The following is an 18,298-nucleotide window of genomic DNA, read 5'->3' as shown; positions in this document are numbered from 1 at the left end:
CAGTCTCCCAGACTGTTGGATCCATCTCTTGACTAATACTCAATAAAAATCAAAAGTAGCCAAGGCAACGAACCGAAGACAGTACCGGGGTATGGCAAGGTGAGTTAACGACGATAAATTTTGATTTTCGAAGAGTATTAACAGTTTCTTTCCTACCATGATGTCGTTTACACGAAAAAAGCACCCCGGAATAGCTTGACCAAGCTCTGGAGTGCTTTGGGAATTTATCTTGATTATTTATGGCTGAGCTTTCTCGTTAAGAAATCACCAGTAAATTGGATAATAAAAATCAGGAGGAGGATAAAGACGGTTGCCACAATGGTCACATCTGTTTCAAAGATATTAAATCCCTTATTAATAGCCATATCTCCGAGGCCACCGGCACCAACAGCACCTGCCATAGCGGTTTCACCAACCAGGGAAATCAAGGTCACAGTGGCCACCCGAATCAATTCTGGCAGACCCTCAGTCAAGTAAATCTTGATGATGTCCCAGAGGGTGGCACCACTGGCTTGACCAGCCTCAATGACACCACGGTCCATATCCGAAAAGACCACCTGAACCTGACGAGCAAAGAAGGGGAAGGTCGCTGCGGACAGAGGGACCAAGGCTGCCGTTGTCCCAATTTGTTGACCGACCAAAAATTTGGTAAAGCCAGACAAAATAGCCAGCAAAATAATGAAAGGGAAGGCCCGGAAAATGGAAACTAACTTATCCAAAACCCAGAAAACATAGCGGTTCGCGATAATCCCACCTGGCCCTGTCAGAACTAGGAAGAGACCAAGGACCAGACCTAGAGCGCCCCCAATCAGGAAGCTCCAGAAGGTCATATAAATAGTAGCCACGATGGCAGCCCACCAACCATAATCACCGGTCCAGCCTAAGGAATGGGCATTGGGAAAATATTGCTGAAGTAAATCAATCATGCTTGACCTCCCTTCAAAATAGAAACAGAAACACCTGCCGCTTCAATGGCTTCTAAAGCCTGAGCAACTCTTTGGCCTGACAGAACAACAACCATCTCACCAACCGGAGTATCGTCTAAGATTTCGATATTAGCATAAAGAATATTAGCTAAGACTTCATATTCCTTGTAAATGGTGTTGAGGAGGGGTTCATCTGTTGAAGAACCTGCGTAACGCAGGAGAACAATCTGATTGCCGGGCTTCAAATTCGCGACAACGTCCTGACGGTTAATCTTTACCAGAGCATCATCAATACCTGTAGCCGTTTTGATGAAGTCCTGGGTCAATTCTTCCTTAGGATTTGAGAAAATATCCAGAACCGTTCCTTCTTCAATCAGGGAGCCATTTTGCATGACAGCCACTCGGTTACAGATATCCTTAACAATCTGCATCTCGTGGGTGATCATGACCACCGTCAGCCCCAGCTTCTTATTTAGATCCTGCAGGAGGGCCAAAATCTGCTTGGTCGTCTTAGGGTCCAAGGCAGAGGTCGATTCATCAGAAATCAGAATCTTGGGGTCATTGGCTAGGGCACGCGCAATGGCCACCCGCTGCTTCTGACCACCAGACAACTGGGCTGGGTAGTTTTCAGCCCTGTCTGCTAAACCGACCAAATCCAAGAGTTCCTCAACCTTCTTGGCCTTGGCTTCCTTAGACAGGTCGCTGTGCTTGAGGGCAAAGGCGACATTTTGTCGAGCCGTCTTTTGGGCCATCAGGTTAAAATGTTGGAAAATCATGCCGATTTCTCGTCTTTTCTGCCTTAGCTCATTGGACTTTAATTGAACCTGACCCTCTTTAAAAAGGTCCTGTCCAGCCACCTTGACCGATCCTGAATTTGGTGTCTGTAAGAGATTGATCACTCGGACTAAGGTAGACTTACCCGCTCCCGAATAACCAACGATTCCATAAATGTCACCTTGGTTAATATGGACGGTCACATCCTTAACAGCCTGAATCTCCTTCTTTTTTTGATGGAAGGTAATATCAATATGATCCAGTTGAATTAATGCATCACTCATATTCTTCTCCTCTATAAAACAAGGAAAGCTGAAAGCTCGGTGCTCTCAGCCCCTTTTCTATAAACTAATACTCAATAAAAATCAATCTAGCCAAGGTAGGGAGCAATGACATCAAGTCACTAAAGTGACTGATATCGCAGTAGGTGTCTGCTATCTTTGCGCCACTTTGTGGCACAGCAGACAGCTAGTCACCCTTGCTGGGGTAAGACGACGAAGGTTTTGGCATCTGTCAAAGCCCTTCTGTCTTACTCCCAAACGGCAATCTCTATAGCGATTGCCTAGCTCCCTTACTAACCTCACAAAGTTGGTGAAATCGACCAACTTTGCTCCGCATCGCACGAACTGCAGGTAGCTCAAAAGGTCTGGCAGACCTTTTGAGGTTGGAAATAGGGAAAGCTTTGCTTTCCTCAGTAAATACAGCAAAGTGAGTTAACGATGCGACACGAGGTACAAACTGTCGTTGCCACAGTTTATACAGAGTTAGTCAGGGATATAGAAAACTACGATTGTAGTTTTCGTAGTCACTCTAATGAAAAACTATAGAGTGACTTTATCCGTGAGATAGTTTTGATTTTTGAAGAGTATAAGTAATTGCTTATTTGGCTGACTTAAACTCAGGGGCACCCTTCCAGACAGCTTGGTCAACACCCTTGGTTGCCTTGTTGATCGTTTTAGCCGTCTTATCGGTTTGGTAAACCTTGAGCAAAGTCTTAATGGCATCAGCCTTCTTGGACTTCTTCCAGTCTGACTTAGCCGCAATGACATTATACCATTGTTTAGCATTGCTTCCTGAAACGTCTTCTTTATAGATGGCCGTATCATAAGAAATCTTGGCCGATTGGACAAAGGAATTATTAACAACTGCAGCATCAACATCGCCAGACTTGACTTCTCTTGCCGTTTGACTAGCATCTACTTCCTTGAAATCCAAGTCCTTAGGATTTTCAGTCACATCCTTGAGAGTAGCTAGGCCACCTTCTTTAGTCGACAGCTTAATCAAGCCAGCTGATTGAAGTAAGAAGAGAGAGCGACTTTCATTAGTGGCATCATTAGGAACCAGGACCTTGGCACCCTCTGGCAGGTCTTTCACATCAGCATATTCAGGCTTGCCATTAGATTTAGCCTTGGAGAAGAAACGAATTGGGCTGATGTAGGTGTCTCCGACAACAACCAAGTTGGATTTTGCTTTTTTATTCCAGTTATCAAGGAAATAATGGTGTTGGAAGGCATTGACATCAACATCACCACTTTGGAGGGCCTTATTGGGTTGGTTATAGTCTGAGAATTGAACCAGCTTGATGGTCACACCCTTCTTAGCCATATCCTTCTTGACCTGATCCCAGATTGGCTTACTAGAATCATCTAGCGTCATGACCCCAATCTTCAGTTCATTTTTACTGCTGGATTTAGAGCCGCAGGCTGTCAAGAAGAAGGCTGCTGCAGCCACTACCGCGAGAATTCCAATTATCTTTTTCCACTTCATATCAGAGGACCTCTTTTCTAATTATCGTGAGTCTATTATCCCATAAGGACAGTAGGCTTTCAAATTGTTTATTATTGTATGATCATATAGCTAATAACTATAAGTTCTAGCCTTGGACCAGCAAAAAAGGGCCTTGCGCCCTTCTCGGCTATTTATTAGAAGGCACCTTCATGTCCTTAGCTGTTGGCACATAATCCTTGTTGCCCAGATATTTCTCAGCTAACCTAGAAAGAGTTCCGTCCTTTTGCAGTTTTTCCAAACGCTTGTTGACAAACTTTTGCAGATCCTTTTGGTCATTAGAGAAGACAAAGTAGATGAATGGCTTTTGGTCAGATGGCACATCAATAGTCTTCAAGTTTGAGAGATTCTGACTCTTGATAACCGCATTAACAGTTGGTGCATCAAAGAGTTTAAAGTCAAACTTACCATCGTTCAAACTCCGCAGAATTTGTGGAATATCTTCTTCTGTGTAATTGATTTTAACCTGATTATCAGAGTGCTTCTTATTGTAGTCTTCCAATTGCTTGGCGGTTGTTGTCCCTTGAACGACTTGGGTTGAGTGGCCACCAATATCATCAAAAGATTGAATATCGCTGTCCTTACCAACGGTCAAGACCGTTGGCGTTGTCCCTGTAGGCTCAGAGTAGAGGTAGCGTTTGGCCCGATCCTTATCATAGGAGATATTGTTTCCGGCCATCTGGTATTTTCCAGAACCAAGGCCATCAAAAACAGATGACCATTCGGTCTTTTTGAATTTAACCTCGTACTTTTTAGAACCCTTGAAAACAGCCTTGGCCACTTCAATATCGTAACCAGTCAGGTTGCTATCCTTGTCCTCATAAGAGAAGGGATTGGTCGTCCCAACCGTGGCAAAGTTAACCGTTTCTTTGCCGGAAGATTTGGAGCCACAGGCTGCTAAAATAGCGACAGAAGCCACCGCAACGGCACCCAATTTCACAATATTTTTAAGTTTCATAAAAAACTCCTAACCTTTTTAAGTATAAAATTATCTTACCACCTTTGATGAAGGCAAACAAATATTTAAAACCAATCAAGTGATAGGCAATTCTTATCACGTCTTAAACCTTCTTTATCAGCTACAAGTCTGCACGTTTTCTACTCCCCCATTACCCCTCAAGGCAGGAGAAAACAACCCCAGATTTCTATCAAAAAAGCTAGGCTATTAGCCCAGCTCCTTATACTCAATAAAAATCAAAAGTGGCCAAGGCAACGAAATGCAGGCAGCTCAAAAGGTCTGGGAGACCTTTTGAGGTTGGAAATAGGGAAAGCTTCGCTTTCCTCAGCAGGTACGGCAAAGTGAGTTAACGATGGATAGTTTTGATTTTTGAAGAGTATTACTTATTTCAGAACTTCTGTCCCACTTGAATCCTGCTTAATTTTGCCGGCCTTCATGAGCCCACCCAAAGCTTTTTTGAATTGGCCCTTAGAGATACCAAAGGTAGCCTTGATTTCTGCTGGCGATGACTTATCATTGAGGGTCATAAACCCGCCCTGGCCTTCTAAATAGGTCAAAATCATCTGGGCATCAGCTTCCAACATTTCAAAAGAACGGGGCTTGAGCGAGAGATTGAGAGTGCGGTCAACCTGGCGGTAACCAATGACACGGGCTTCCAGCTCCTGTCCTAAACGAGGTTCTGTGTAACGCTCGCTGGGATGAATGAAGCCCAACATATTATTATCAGGCAAATAGACAAAAGTACCTGACAATTTGAGACGGTAGACGATGGCCCGCAGTTTCTCATTTTGCATATTATCGTAGGCGGGACCAGCTAGCTTTTGAAAGACCTCTGCTGGAGCAGGAAGGGCCCAGATACGGTCCTTCTTGTCAACCTCCAAGGACACGTAGAGCTTATCACCCTTCTTAGGCCAAAGCTCCTTAATCTCTGGCAGAACGTCCAGAGAAACGACGACTTGCTTATCAGGAAGGCCTGTATCCAGAAAGACTCCCAGGTCCCGACGGACCTCGGTCACTACACCCCAGCCATGGCTGTCGCGAGTAGCTGAAATTGGCAGGGTGGTCAGGCGAAGCTTTTGGTGCAGGTCACTATAGGCAAAGCCCTGGACCAGCTGCCCCAGTTGATGGTCTCCTTCTTTCTTATCCAGGGCCAGGGTCACTCCATCCTTTTGCACAAAATAATAGTGCTCATTTTGGTCAGTCACCATAGCTGTAATGGTTTTTGCTAGTATATTATTCATTGGATTTCCTCATTGAACAGGAAAGGTCTGAGACGCTCCAGTCCCAGACCCTCTCTGCTTGCTTTTAAACGGTTAGCAATTCTTTTTCTTTTTCATTAGTCATGCTATCAATCTTCTTGACAGCATCGTCTGTAGCCTTTTGGATATCCTTTTCCAAAGACTTGAGCTCGTCTTCCGTAATTTCTTTGTCTTTTTCTTGCTTCTTGGCATCATCCATGGCATCGCGACGGATATTGCGGATAGCAACCTTGGCATTTTCACCAAGTTTCTTCACTTCCTTGGCCAAGTCCTTACGCGTTTCTTCGGTCAAGGCTGGAATTACCAGGCGAATGACAGAACCATCGTTGGCTGGGTTGATACCCAGGTCTGATTCGTTGATAGCTCGTTCAATTTCCTTGATAGAGTTTTTATCAAATGGGGAAATTAAGAGAACTCGAGCTTCCGGAACGGTGATAGAAGCCAATTGATTAAGGGGAGTTGGAGCTCCATAATAGTCCACTTCAATGCGGTCTAAAAGGCTAGCATTTGCACGGCCAGCACGGATAGCAGAAAATTCACGTCCCAAGGCTTCGTGAGAATGTTTAAAACGTTCGTTTGCTTTATCAATAATTGGATTTGCCATAATCAATTCCTTTTCTTTTTAGTGAGAAGATTTATTTGAAACAGTTGTTCCGATTGGTTCACCGAAGACGACCCGTCTGATATTACCAGGCTCATTCATGTTGAAGACAACCAGGTCAATATCATTATCCATAGACATAGTCGCAGCCGTTGCATCCATAATCTTAAGGCCACGTTTGATAACTTCCACATGGGTCAATTCATCAAACTTAACAGCATCGGCATTCTTACGAGGGTCATCATTATAGACACCATCGACACCGTTCTTGGCCATGAGAATAGCATCAGCTTCAACTTCGGCTGCCCGAAGCGCTGCTGTCGTATCGGTTGAAAAATAAGGAGAGCCAATACCAGCACCAAAGATAACAATCCGACCCTTTTCAAGGTGACGCAGGGCCCGACCACGAATGTAAGGCTCGGCAACAGATTGCATGGCAATGGCTGTCTGCACCCGGGTGTCAACACCAACCTGCTTGAGGCTGTCTGCCATAACCAAGGCATTCATGACGGTCCCCAACATGCCGGTGTAGTCGGCCTGAACACGGTCCATACCAGCCTGAGCAGCTGGCTCTCCCCGCCAGAGGTTACCACCACCGATAACCAAGGCAATTTGCACGCCCAGCTCATGAACCTCAGCAATCTCCTTGGCTATAGTTTGAACAGTTGGCAAGTCAATCCCAACGCCCTTAGCCCCTGCCAAAGCTTCACCAGAGAGTTTAATCAAAACACGTTTGTACTTTGGTTCTACCATCAATCTATCTCCTCTTCAATTCGAACTCATCCTAATTATTTTATCATAAATGAAGTCTTTCTCCTAGCAGTTTAAAAAATAAATTTCCCAAGCAAATAAGTTAAAAACCAGGGCAAAGAAAAAGACCGGTCCAGCCGGTCTTTTATTTATCCTATTCAAACGATTAAAGTGAGTTGCTATCAACCTTGATACCAACACCTTGGGTTGTTGAAATAGAAAGGTTAGTGATGTAAGCACCTTTAACCGTCGCTGGTTTAGCTTTGGCGATAACATCGTTGAAAGCCTTGAAGTTTTCAACCAGCTTGTCAGCCTCGAAGGATACCTTACCGATGATAGTTTGCACGTTACCAGCCTTGTCAGCACGGTAAGTGATTTTACCACCCTTAGATTCTTCAACAGCCTTGGCAACATCCATAGTTACTGTACCAGTCTTAGGGTTTGGCATAAGGTTACGTGGGCCGAGGACACGTCCAAGACGACCAACGATTGCCATCATATCAGGTGTTGCGATAACAACATCGAAGTCCAACCAACCATCGTTGATTTTAGTAACGAGGTCATCTTCCCCAACGAAGTCTGCACCAGCAGCCTTAGCTTCTTCAGCTTTAGCACCACGAGCGAAAACAAGAACTCGTTGAATTTTACCAGTACCGTTTGGCAAGACCATTGCCCCACGGATTTGTTGGTCAGCCTTCTTAACATCAATGTTAAGGTTGTAGGCAACTTCTACAGTTGCATCAAATTTTGCGAAGTTTGTTTCTTTTGCGAGTGCAACAGCTTCTTCAACGCTGTATGCTTTAGAAGTATCTACCTTCTCAAGAGCAGCACGCATTTGTTTGCTTTTTTTAGCCATGTTATTCTTTCTCCTTGTGTAATGTGGTCCTATCGACTTTCATCTTCCACACCTTCACCGGCAAGCGATGAATGCGGGTGTCTTAGAATTCCTATTAGTCAGTAACAGTGAATCCCATTGAACGAGCAGTACCTTCGATCATGCGCATAGCAGATTCGATGTTTGCAGCGTTCAGGTCAGGCATCTTAGTTTCAGCGATTTCTTGTACTTGTGCACGAGTAACGCTAGCAACCTTAGTTTTGTTTGGTTCACCTGAACCCTTGTCGACACCGGCAGCCTTTTTCAAAAGAACAGCAGCTGGTGGAGTTTTTGTGATGAAATCAAATGATTTATCTTCATACACAGAGATAACAACTGGGATCAGCATACCTGCTTGGTCAGCAGTACGAGCGTTAAACTCTTTGGTGAATCCCATGATGTTGATTCCGGCTTGACCAAGAGCAGGTCCAACCGGTGGAGCTGGAGTCGCTTTACCAGCAGGAATTTGAAGTTTTACGACATTTTCGACTTTTTTAGCCATTTGTAATTTCCTCCTTTGTGGTTTTGGCGGTAAGAATAGATTTTACTCAAGAGAAAACAAGGGAGAGACCAGTCAAGGCGCTACAGATAGGACTCGAGTCCAGCAAAACGCATTAACGAAGTATCTGCTTATTTTATAAAGAGTAGTTACCTCCCACAGGCATGCCTGGGGTACCAGACACACCCTTAATATTATACAGGAATAGGCTGATTTTGCAAGGATTTTTCACTTTTTCCTCAGAATAAGTTTACTTTATTCTCTAATCAGGATAAAATAGTCTTATGATATACATTTTCGCAGTTCTCTACTTCTTTATCATCCCCTTTTTGGCCCAATCCCTGGTCCGCTATTTTGATCTCAAACGCTTTAGCATCAAATTTCCTGACCTCTCCCTACCCTTCTTAGCGGTAGCCATCATTTATATCTCGGGGCGCTACTTCACCCATAATTTTTTCCCGCAGTACCTCCTGATGATGTGCCTGCTAGCTATCGCCACCTGCCTCTTCATCTTGCGCAAGGCCGGGAAGATTAGGATCTTCTCCTACAAACGTTTCTTCAAGCTCTTCTGGCGAATGGGCTACCTACTGACAGCCATCTTCTATATTGTCACCCTAATCCTCATCGCCTTACGATAAAAAATCGGACATCCACATGGATATCCGATTTTTTTATTGTCTTAAAAACTTAAGCCTTAACCAATATTACCCGTCAGCCAAGCCACAATAAAGAAGATGGCAAAACCAAAGAGGTAAATGAGACCAGCGATAGAAAGCCATTTGAGCCAAGGGGCAATCTTATGACCATCATTATCAACCAGTTTGTAGTTGAGATAGGCAAAGAATGGTGTGGTAATGAAGGAAGCAATCATGGAGAAACGAACCATATTAGCGACATTACCAGCGAAGAAATAAACAACAATCAAGCCAATACCAGCCGTAACGGTCATCCAAATATTGAGGGCTTTTTGCGATGTTTCATCCTTATCTAAAATCAGACGCAGGGTTTCATTATTGGCCCGAGAATAACCATCAATAACGGTAATGACGGTTCCAAAGATACACAAGAAGGCAATCAGGGCAATCAGGAAGCGAGCCCAGTCTCCCAAGACGGAAGTATACATCTTAATGAACTGAGCGATGTAGGGTGCTGAAGCCCCTTGAATAGCCTTACCTGAACCAAATTGAATAAGAGCACCTAGGGCGAGGAAAATCAGGGCCAGAACTGCTGTTCCAATATAACCAACATTGAAATCAAAGAGACCATCCAGATAAGACATCTTAACGATCTTACGTTTTTCAGCTGACCACATGGAGTTGATGGCTGAAATTTCAATCGGTGCTGGCATCCAACCCATAAGAGAAACGATAAAGGGTAGGGCCGCTAGACGCCAAGGAGTTGGAGCAACAAAGTTGGGAGCATATTCCCGATGCTTAAAAAGGGCAATCACTACTGCTGCTACAGTCGCCAAAGTCAAGGCGGTCATGACCCACTTGGCCAGACCATCAAGGAACTTATAGCCACCAATCAAAAGCATGGCCCAGATTAAAACGATTAGAATAGTCGTCAACTGGGAAATACTGAGACCAAAGCCATCGGGAAAGATATTGTAGAGAATGGCTGCACAAAGAATCCCTACAGCAGCCGTGTTTACAATAGCTGAAAAAACATTGAGGATGAAGAAAACCCAGAGGGTGACCTTGCCACGCTCGGCATAACCTTCAATCAAGGTCTTCCCCGTCTGCATAGTATATTCAGACCCAAAACGAAAGAATGGGTACTTAAAAACGTTAATCAAAAGGATGATAATGGCCAATTGCCAACCATAGATGGCACCAGCCTGGGTCGATGAGACGATGTGGGAACCACCGACGGCTGCGGAAGCCATGAGGATTCCGGGTCCCATAGCCCTGAGTTTTGTTCGCCAAGTGGATGTTGCTTCTTCTGTCATAAAGCTACCTCTTTTATCTATAATTTTCTGACTTTTCTGTCAAATGTGACATCCATTATAAGCCCTGAAAAACCGACTGTCAAGACTATTTTGGAAATTTTCTGGAAATTTAGCGGATTTTTTCCAAGTGATTTTCTCCGAAAAGAATTTTGCCAGCCGTCACGATGGCCAGCTAAATCTTCCACGGACTAGTAGCCAATTTGTTATAATGGAGGAAACTTGATAGAAAAAGGATAGACTTATGAAACTCATTTCTTGGAATATAGATTCACTCAATGCTGCCCTGACTAGTGATTCAGCCAGGGCCCAGCTCTCACGTCAGGTTATTGACAGTCTGGTCGAGCAAGATGCCGATATTATCGCCATCCAGGAAACCAAACTCTCTGCCAAGGGACCGACAAAGAAGCACCTAGCCCTACTGGAAGATTATTTCCCCGACTACCAGATTGCTTGGCGTTCCTCAGTTGAGCCTGCTCGCAAGGGCTATGCTGGCACCATGTTTCTCTATAAGAACAGCCTACCAGAGCCAACCATCACCTATCCAGAAATCGACGCTCCCTCAACCATGGATGATGAGGGACGCATCATCACCCTAGAATTTGACAAGTTCTTTGTCACCCAGGTCTATACCCCTAACGCTGGCGATGGCCTCCGTCGCCTTGAGGAGCGTCAAATCTGGGATCAAAAATATGCCGACTACCTTGTTGGCTTGGACCAGCAAAAACCTGTCCTAGCTAGCGGGGACTACAATGTTGCTCACAAGGAAATCGACCTGGCCAATCCAACTAGCAACCGTCGCTCTCCCGGCTTTACCGATGAAGAGCGTCAAGGCTTCACCAACCTCTTGGATAAGGGCTTCACCGATACCTTCCGCTACATGCACGGCGACATTCCTAATGTTTACTCCTGGTGGGCTCAACGCAGCAAGACCAGCAAGATTAACAACACCGGCTGGCGGATTGACTACTGGCTGACCAGCAACCGCATTGCCGATAAAATCAGCAAATCCGACATGATTGACTCCGGCAGCCGCCAAGACCATGGGCCAATTCTTCTAGAGATTGATATTTAATGTCACGAGGCTAATTGGCTGATCTGGGTAGGTGCTAGCTAGGCCCACAGCTCCACTATAAAAAAATTCCTGCTCAATGAGTAGGAATTTTTTTATCTACTAGAAATGATACTTTTTAAGCATCGTAATTCTAGAAAGGGATATCCCGATTGTCATCCAAACTATATTAATAATTAGAAAAAGAGCAAGTTCAGAAAAGGACATATTTTCATATGAACGAACTCTCATTCCAACAGCAATCTGAGAGTAGGGATAGAGATTAAAAATCGTGGGTCCCATTAATAAGGTTACAAAATTACCTAATCCTAGAATTAATGCAAAAATCAGTGATGTAAATTGACTAAACCTAATAGAAACAAAGAATTGTAGAGCAATAATTGAAAGGCTACCGCTCCACCCCAGTAGCCCCCAAAAAATTAAAGTAGCTGGATTGACATGTGCTAATGGGAAATGAGCCAAGCTAGCAATTAGGTAGTATAAAATAATCAACAAAGTTTGGCTAAGTAGAGAATAAAAAGAAGCAATAATAACCTTTGCCATTAGGAGATTACCTCCTCTTATCGGTAGCAACGATGGCAGGTACCAACTATTTCTATCTAACTCCCGATACCAGATAGCATTGACAATAATGGCAATTAGTAATGGGAAAAATAACTGGGCATAAAATAGACCAATTTCACCCCATAAAGCTAGCCATTGTGTTTGGTCTTTACTAAAGACTTGTTGGTTCATAAAATATAGAAAAGAGCCAAGAAAAACAGCGACAATAATAAAACAAAGTAAAATAATTGGGAGAAAGGTATGCTGTTGTTTCTTAAGCTCCCATTTGATTAACTGATTATTCATGGATAATCCTTTCTTTTAATACTAACCAGATTGAGGCAATTAATAGAAGTAGATGGATAATAAGCACTAGACTAAAATAGAATGGATAATTAGTTAAGGAGTGAATCCCACTATTATTAATAGTGTAAGGGCTCAAAGTTGAAAGATACTCCCAAGGAATAAAAATAGTAACCTGCTTTTGCAATACTCCTGAAGTAAGCATACTCAAAAAGCTACCAGCAAGACCGATAACTATAGGAACAATTGATGACTTAATCACAAAAGAAAGCAGAAGTTGAATAAGTAATATTGTCCCGCTTCCTAACAGCATGGCAATAATAAATAGGATTAACTCATTGTTATTAATGGTTGTATGATATTGCTTACTTGAGATAACTGTGAAGACAAGCTGACATACAAAACCAATTAAAAGTATTAGAAGTCCTAGGATATATTTACTTAGAAATAAGCCAATCTCATTTCCACCGTTGGTAAATAATACGCTATACATACGGTTTTTTCTATCTACTAATACCATGCGAGAAGCCAGTAGAGCTGCACTAAAGGGAATAATTAAATTATTAATAGTGTAGAGGTTAAAGATTAAGGTCTGAAAAATATTAGATGAATTTTTATTAATCTGGAGGTTATTACTAACCGAACACCAATAAATCGAAAATAAAAATAGGCCTAAAATTGGTAACCAAAGTTTGTTACGCTTATATTTTTGGATTTCGCTACGTAGCTGTTTCATGATTAATCACTCCTTAGTTATGTCTAGAAAGACTGATTCCAAAGTCTTTTTCACCCCATAAAATTCATACAATTGAAGTTCGTTATAAACTAATTGAGCGACTATGTCCGGAATAAACACATGATCAGGCAACGATATTAAGAGGGTGTCATCATCCTCTTTTGTAAGAGTAATCTTATCATCAAAATCTTGAATGATACGAGCTGCCTTTTCTAAGTTGTTTCCCCTTAGCCTGTACTTCTTTTCTTGGTTAAGTAATTGATTAATACCACCTTCATAAATAAGGTTTCCATCTTTAATAATGCCAACTGTATCAGCCAGATTTTCAATTTCTGAAAGAATATGGCTTGAAATTAAAACCGTCATATTAAATTTTTGCGGCAATGAACGAATCAATTGTCGCATTTGATGGATTCCATCAGGGTCTAGCCCGTTTGTCGGTTCATCTAAGATAAGAATTTTAGGAAACTTAATCAATGCCATGGAAATACCAAGCCGTTGTTTCATCCCTAAAGAATAGTTTCGTACTAATTTATCTTTAGCATAGTAAATGCCAGTAGCTTCCATAGCAACTTTTATGTTTTCTTTTGGTAAGCTAGCTAATTCTTGAATCATTTGCAAGTTTTCGTAGCCAGTTAGGTTGGGATAAAAGGAAGGTTCTTCAATTAAGGCCCCAATCTCATGTAAGACCTGGCTTCGATTCTGAGGTAAAGAGTGACCTAGGGCAACAATTTCGCCCTTATCTTTAGGAAGTAGCCCTAAAATAATCTTCATGGCAGTTGACTTACCTGCTCCATTAACCCCTAAGAAACCATAAATCTCACCCGGGGTAATTTCCATATTAAGATGTTCCAACACCTTTTGGTCTCCAAATGATTTGGATAAATTTTTAATTGATAATATTGGTTTTGTCATTATTTTCTCCTTTGTTAATACCAATAAATTGTTTATACTCAAGATTGTTATTCCTTAATTCTTCATCACTTCCAATATCTATTTGACCATTTGAATGAATGAATATAATCCGATCCATATATTTAACACAATCAGTATGATGGCTAGATAAAATTAAGGTTTTATCATTATATAGTGACGAATTCAGGATATTATTGTAAATTTTTTCTCGGTTAAGATTATCCAAATTACTGAATGGTTCATCCCAAACTAGCAATTTACTATCATTTAGAAGGGATTTAGCAACTAATAATCTTTGAATTTGTCCACCAGAGAGATTCTTCCCATTCTGGAAAAGATTTGAAAAAATCTTTTTTGGTAATTGATCAATAGTTTCCGTCATATTAACTGCGTTTATAGCATCAGTCACCTCGTTTAAAACCTTAGGAGCAATTTTTGAGTTACCAATTAAATTTTTAATAAGTGGACCGCTAGTTAAATTCATATTTTGAGTAACAACACCAAGTTTCTTCCTAAAATCTTTAATCCCGTAATATATATCCCCTTGGTAGTTGTACAAGCCTAAGAGAACATTAAGTAAGGTGGTCTTGCCAGACCCTGATTCACCTAAAATGACAATTTTTTCACCTGGTCGGATAGTTAAATTAAAGTCTTTAATTACTTGCTTATTTCCATAGTAACTAAATGAGACATTTTTTGTTTTAAGTATGTAGTAATCAAATGAATTATGAATATTAGGAAATTTAGTACGAATTTCATCTAATATTATTCCAGTAAGCACATAGTGCTTAGTGAAATACTTATATCTTTCCTCCAGGGTTAGTCCGATTAAAGATTGGTTTTCTCGTTTTTCATTTATTAAGTAAACAAGAGCCTTAGCGAACAATTTAAAAATACTTAAATCAATAAAATCTTCACTATAAAAGGACATTGACTTTTTTATAATCAAATCATTTTCTTTTATGTAAGATAAGAATTCAGGAAATAACGAGGTATTCATAAATTTCTCCTTTTTTATTGGAAATCACCCTAGTGGGCGAAGAACCCCACAATCAGTTTCTGTACGAGACCCATTACTTCTCTTTTGGGTTAATAGGATTTCAACTTATCATTGTAATTTAATTTTATAAGAAAGCACCCCAATTGTTAGATGCTTTATCTAACTTTTGGGGTGCAGTTGAATTTTTAATTCATTAACAACATGTGAAAACATGTTGGAATGAATTCATATTACATTCATGTGAAACCGTTGGTACAACGCCTTGCCACCAACGACTACCCCCAAAAATAGTATCTAATTCAGAATCAGAAACTTCATTCAAAGATATCACTGCATTATGGTTTAAATTTTCCACGATAAAATACCTATAATGTTTAAAGTGTAAAATTTTGATCAAATATTTTACATGAATAGTATGTCACCATGTTTATTACTTTTTAGAAATTCGCAAATCTGACTTTTTTTAAATTATTATTTTCATATTTGCGAATTTCTCATTTTACTCCTTTTTACTAGTAAAATATAAAATAAAGATAAGGAGGATAAATTAATATGCTTAAAAAACTAATTACGCTTTTGTCGTGTTTTCCTTTTTTGTTGTTACCATTCCTATAATCAAGAAAGCGAAAGATAATACTTTACTTTCTTGTTTCACTTCTCCCAAAAGGAGCTCTGGGTCAACACTCAGAGCTCCTTTCTTTTTTTAAACTAATTTTCTTTTATAATCTGTTTCAAATTCATCCTCAAAAACATGACCAGTATAGGATTATCAAAACTTTCAACCAGACTAATATAAGCCTCTACCTCTGATAAATCGGTTGTTTCACCCTTAATATAGTTCATTAATTTTTTTAAAAAAATCAAGACTACCCTAGCAAACATATCTTGATAAGATAATAGTGCTTCAAGTTTTTCAATAAAGTAAGAAGCATGGTAAATATTACGATGTTCTACCAAAATTAAAATAAGATTGATTAAGACAAGCTCAGCCCTCTTCTTATGCTCCGGAAGCTCTCTATATAATTCATCTCGTTCGACAAATGCTTTACCTAAGAAGATCAAATCATCATCCGATAAGATAAATAGGGTATTACCAAAAAGATAGAGTTCATACTCCGTCCACTCTTCGATAGCATAGAGGTACGAAGTTAGAAATTCCTTTTCTTCGCTAGTAATTTCTAAATTAGAATCTAAACTATAGATAGTAGCTTTAATAACTAGTCTGTTAAGTTGATTATAGACCTCGTAAGTCTCTTCATTGTGATAGTCTGCTAAAATTTTCTTTAAGCTATCAATATCCTTTTTAGCCTGAAACTCCACTAGTTTCTTACCCATTTTAAATAAATCAGATTCCTGATATTGAGTCAATGCATAGCTGAACTCGGAGAAAGTCATATGAATTCCCTGGATAGCTAAAAGAAGTTTGTCAGCTGCTAACATAGACTGTCCGTTTTCAAACTTTGATAATTGGGAGACAGATAAATTATCCCTAGCAACATCTCTTTGCTTTAACCCTCTAGCTATCCGTAATTCTCTATAAAGTTCACCTAGTTCAAGTGATTTGCCAAGCATTATAGTTCCTCCTAACTATTCATTAGAACAATCGTATCATATTTTTCAGGTTTGTAACTAAGGTAATATAAAAACTTAGAAAAAGATAATAACGCGTACTAATTCTAAAAATTTAATTTAGTTCCAACTCCTTATAAGACTTACGATGTCCGACTTGCAGGAGGTTGCCGTCCTTAACTAGGAGGGAACCACGCCATCGGCTACTAGGAGGTCTAAGCCAGACCTTGGCCTTAACCGCATTAATAACGCGACCCTTATATCGCTTCTCGCCTCATTTTGCTAAAAGCTATTAAAAATTCCTGCCCCAATTTGGGCTGAGTTTGAAATATTCTAAGGTTTATGCCTGATTAACTGGCACAACGGGTAAATACCCATCTCAGTTTAGCCGAGATGGGCTTATTTATTTCAACCCCAACTCCCTATACGACTTCCGATGGCCAACTTGGAGGAGTTTACCATCCTTGACCAGGAGGGGACGCTTGATGAGCATGCCATCGGCAGCTAGGAGGTTCAGGGCTTCTTCCCTGGTCAGACTGGCAAATTTATCTTTGAGACCAAGGGCCCGATAGCTGTTGCCGCTGGTGTTAAAGAGCTGTTTAAGACTATAATCAGACGAATCTAGGAGCTCACCTAAGATTTTGGCCGTCGGTGGATTTTCTTTGAGGTCAATGGCCTGGTAGCTGATACCTAATTGGTCAAGCTCCTTCTTGGCTCTTTGGCAGGTTGTGCATTTTGGATAATGGTAAAAGGTGAACATTTTCTTTCCTTTCATAAGATACAGAGGCGTTAAGCACCACAAAGAAAAATAGGAAATCAGTCGCAGAAGCTAATCAAGCTTCAAGACGGATTTGTCTTTTTCCACAGTGGTGTAGCCGAGTTCAGTTTCAATCAGTTAAGGAAATAGGCCATTAAAATGCCTCTATTTCCTACGGCAAGCACTGATGTGGCTTGCCTAAACTTTTTACTAAGTCAGACAATCGAGCATTATCGGCTCTATTATCTGGCTGTCGCTTAATTTCTTTATTTAATTGTCAGTCCTTCGTGTCGTAGCAACCAGGCCTTCTTGTCCAGCCCAGCAGCATAGCCAGTCAGCTGGCCTTGGCTGCCTAGAACACGGTGGCAGGGGATAAAAATACTGATGGGATTTTTTCCGACGGCGGAGCCAACGGCTTGGGCAGACCGACAGTCTACTATCCTAGCAATCTGGCCGTAGGTCAGACTGGAACCAGCCGGAATGGTCTTGAGAACCTGCCAAACCCGCTCTTGAAAAGCCGTCCCATTCGGAGCCAGGTAATCAGCGGGCCGGGGATTTTTACCAGAAAAATAGGCATCCAGCCAAGCTTGGGCATGGTCTAGAATCGTTGACTTTTTCTCAAGCACCGTCTCCGCTTCAAAGTCTCGCTCAAAATACTTCTGCCCCAAAAACCAGCAGCCAAGAAGGTGCTCTTCATCAGCTAGCAGGGAGATTGGCCCCAGAGGTGACTGGTAGATTTGCTTATAAATCATAGCTCCCCATTGCGCCACTTTTCATTGATTTTAGGGGTTCCATCAGGATTGATGAGTGGGGTTAGGCTACCGCCACCCATGCCAACAAATAGATATTCAATACCCGTTTCCCTGTCCACATATAAGACGGTCGCTCCGATAGCGCCAGTCCCTTGCGCCACCCTAAAACCAAAAGCGTAAAAGCGTTGCCCCAAGTCTTTCTGATAGTCTTTTAGTGCTTGTTTATCCATGGCGTATCCTCCTTATTCTTTCCTATTGTATCAAAAACAGCATCTTT

General features: G+C 41.4%; 21 protein-coding genes and 1 pseudogene. 2 read left to right on the top strand and 20 right to left on the bottom strand.

Annotated elements, in window-relative coordinates:
• Positions 1 to 233 precede the first annotated feature (233 nt).
• The 9 genes from DYE66_RS04345 to rplK form a co-directional block, all read right to left on the bottom strand.
• Positions 234 to 926, bottom strand: a complete 693-nt coding sequence (locus tag DYE66_RS04345; RefSeq protein ID WP_003000914.1) for a methionine ABC transporter permease — start codon at positions 924 to 926, stop codon at positions 234 to 236.
• Positions 923 to 1,984, bottom strand: coding sequence for a methionine ABC transporter ATP-binding protein (locus DYE66_RS04340; protein ID WP_003000809.1), 1,062 nt, complete (start codon positions 1,982 to 1,984; stop codon positions 923 to 925). The genes DYE66_RS04345 and DYE66_RS04340 overlap by 4 nt, the downstream gene beginning before the upstream one ends.
• A gap of 595 nt (positions 1,985 to 2,579) precedes the next feature.
• On the bottom strand, positions 2,580 to 3,467 hold the full coding sequence (locus DYE66_RS04335) for a MetQ/NlpA family ABC transporter substrate-binding protein (RefSeq protein ID WP_003000917.1): 888 nt from the start codon (positions 3,465 to 3,467) through the stop codon (positions 2,580 to 2,582).
• Between the two features lie 148 nt (positions 3,468 to 3,615).
• Positions 3,616 to 4,443: an amino acid ABC transporter substrate-binding protein gene (locus tag DYE66_RS04330; protein WP_003000942.1), complete on the bottom strand. Its 828-nt coding sequence runs from the start codon at positions 4,441 to 4,443 to the stop codon at positions 3,616 to 3,618.
• A 383-nt stretch (positions 4,444 to 4,826) separates the two neighbouring features.
• The gene (locus DYE66_RS04325; protein ID WP_003000951.1) at positions 4,827 to 5,684 is read right to left on the bottom strand and encodes a CvfB family protein; all 858 of its coding nucleotides are present in this window, start codon (positions 5,682 to 5,684) and stop codon (positions 4,827 to 4,829) included.
• 64 nt (positions 5,685 to 5,748) lie between these two features.
• Positions 5,749 to 6,306 carry a ribosome recycling factor gene (frr, locus tag DYE66_RS04320; RefSeq protein WP_004219361.1) on the bottom strand — a complete coding sequence of 186 codons (558 nt, stop codon included), beginning with the start codon at positions 6,304 to 6,306 and terminating at the stop codon, positions 5,749 to 5,751.
• Between the two features lie 18 nt (positions 6,307 to 6,324).
• Complete coding sequence (gene pyrH / locus DYE66_RS04315) at positions 6,325 to 7,056, bottom strand: UMP kinase (protein WP_003001144.1); 732 nt, start codon at positions 7,054 to 7,056, stop codon at positions 6,325 to 6,327.
• Positions 7,057 to 7,219: 163 nt separating this feature from the next.
• Positions 7,220 to 7,909 (bottom strand): 50S ribosomal protein L1, encoded by a 690-nt coding sequence (gene rplA, locus DYE66_RS04310; RefSeq protein WP_004219368.1) that lies wholly within the window; start codon positions 7,907 to 7,909, stop codon positions 7,220 to 7,222.
• A gap of 94 nt (positions 7,910 to 8,003) precedes the next feature.
• Positions 8,004 to 8,429, bottom strand: a complete 426-nt coding sequence (gene rplK, locus DYE66_RS04305) for a 50S ribosomal protein L11 (RefSeq protein ID WP_003001222.1) — start codon at positions 8,427 to 8,429, stop codon at positions 8,004 to 8,006.
• 281 nt (positions 8,430 to 8,710) lie between these two features.
• Here rplK and DYE66_RS04300 point away from each other — a divergent pair, with 281 nt between their 5' ends.
• Positions 8,711 to 9,064, top strand: coding sequence for a DUF3397 domain-containing protein (locus tag DYE66_RS04300; protein ID WP_004219410.1), 354 nt, complete (start codon positions 8,711 to 8,713; stop codon positions 9,062 to 9,064).
• Positions 9,065 to 9,120: 56 nt separating this feature from the next.
• On the opposite strand, the gene DYE66_RS04295 is transcribed toward DYE66_RS04300, so the two are convergent.
• A complete protein-coding gene (locus DYE66_RS04295; RefSeq protein WP_003000943.1) occupies positions 9,121 to 10,377 on the bottom strand; it encodes an NRAMP family divalent metal transporter in 1,257 nt (418 codons plus the stop codon).
• Between the two features lie 241 nt (positions 10,378 to 10,618).
• Here DYE66_RS04295 and DYE66_RS04290 point away from each other — a divergent pair, with 241 nt between their 5' ends.
• Positions 10,619 to 11,449, top strand: a complete 831-nt coding sequence (locus tag DYE66_RS04290) for an exodeoxyribonuclease III (protein ID WP_003001021.1) — start codon at positions 10,619 to 10,621, stop codon at positions 11,447 to 11,449.
• A gap of 99 nt (positions 11,450 to 11,548) precedes the next feature.
• Here the strand turns inward: DYE66_RS04290 and DYE66_RS04285 are convergent, their stop codons facing one another.
• The 10 genes and pseudogenes from DYE66_RS04285 to DYE66_RS04235 all read right to left on the bottom strand — a co-directional run bounded on the left by DYE66_RS04285 (position 11,549) and on the right by DYE66_RS04235 (position 18,251).
• Positions 11,549 to 12,295 carry an ABC transporter permease gene (locus DYE66_RS04285; protein WP_004219370.1) on the bottom strand — a complete coding sequence of 249 codons (747 nt, stop codon included), beginning with the start codon at positions 12,293 to 12,295 and terminating at the stop codon, positions 11,549 to 11,551.
• On the bottom strand, positions 12,288 to 13,028 hold the full coding sequence (locus DYE66_RS04280; protein WP_003001059.1) for an ABC transporter permease: 741 nt from the start codon (positions 13,026 to 13,028) through the stop codon (positions 12,288 to 12,290). The genes DYE66_RS04285 and DYE66_RS04280 overlap by 8 nt, the downstream gene beginning before the upstream one ends.
• A 6-nt stretch (positions 13,029 to 13,034) precedes the next feature.
• Positions 13,035 to 13,943, bottom strand: a complete 909-nt coding sequence (locus DYE66_RS04275; protein ID WP_003001234.1) for an ABC transporter ATP-binding protein — start codon at positions 13,941 to 13,943, stop codon at positions 13,035 to 13,037.
• Entirely contained in the window at positions 13,918 to 14,943 is a 1,026-nt protein-coding gene (locus DYE66_RS04270; protein WP_003001037.1) for an ATP-binding cassette domain-containing protein, read from the bottom strand. Before DYE66_RS04270 ends, DYE66_RS04275 begins: the two co-directional genes overlap by 26 nt.
• A gap of 193 nt (positions 14,944 to 15,136) precedes the next feature.
• A complete protein-coding gene (locus tag DYE66_RS04265; RefSeq protein ID WP_080567926.1) occupies positions 15,137 to 15,298 on the bottom strand; it encodes a lacticin 481 family lantibiotic in 162 nt (53 codons plus the stop codon).
• A gap of 353 nt (positions 15,299 to 15,651) precedes the next feature.
• Complete coding sequence (locus DYE66_RS04260; protein ID WP_003001207.1) at positions 15,652 to 16,515, bottom strand: helix-turn-helix domain-containing protein; 864 nt, start codon at positions 16,513 to 16,515, stop codon at positions 15,652 to 15,654.
• A 112-nt stretch (positions 16,516 to 16,627) separates the two neighbouring features.
• A pseudogene (locus DYE66_RS04255) lies at positions 16,628 to 16,734 on the bottom strand (arsenate reductase family protein); the annotation flags it as partial.
• Between the two features lie 181 nt (positions 16,735 to 16,915).
• Positions 16,916 to 17,272, bottom strand: coding sequence for an arsenate reductase family protein (locus tag DYE66_RS04250; RefSeq protein ID WP_003000935.1), 357 nt, complete (start codon positions 17,270 to 17,272; stop codon positions 16,916 to 16,918).
• 263 nt (positions 17,273 to 17,535) lie between these two features.
• Complete coding sequence (locus DYE66_RS04240) at positions 17,536 to 18,021, bottom strand: methylated-DNA--[protein]-cysteine S-methyltransferase (protein WP_003000890.1); 486 nt, start codon at positions 18,019 to 18,021, stop codon at positions 17,536 to 17,538.
• Positions 18,018 to 18,251 (bottom strand): DUF6440 family protein, encoded by a 234-nt coding sequence (locus DYE66_RS04235; protein WP_003001007.1) that lies wholly within the window; start codon positions 18,249 to 18,251, stop codon positions 18,018 to 18,020. Before DYE66_RS04235 ends, DYE66_RS04240 begins: the two co-directional genes overlap by 4 nt.
• Positions 18,252 to 18,298 lie beyond the last annotated feature (47 nt).

Origin of the sequence: Streptococcus downei MFe28 (assembly GCF_900459175.1) — a bacterium.
Taxonomy (GTDB): Bacteria; Bacillota; Bacilli; order Lactobacillales; family Streptococcaceae; genus Streptococcus; species Streptococcus downei.
The sequence above is the reverse complement of the archived record's forward strand: the minus strand, read 5'-3'. Positions and strand labels throughout refer to the sequence as shown.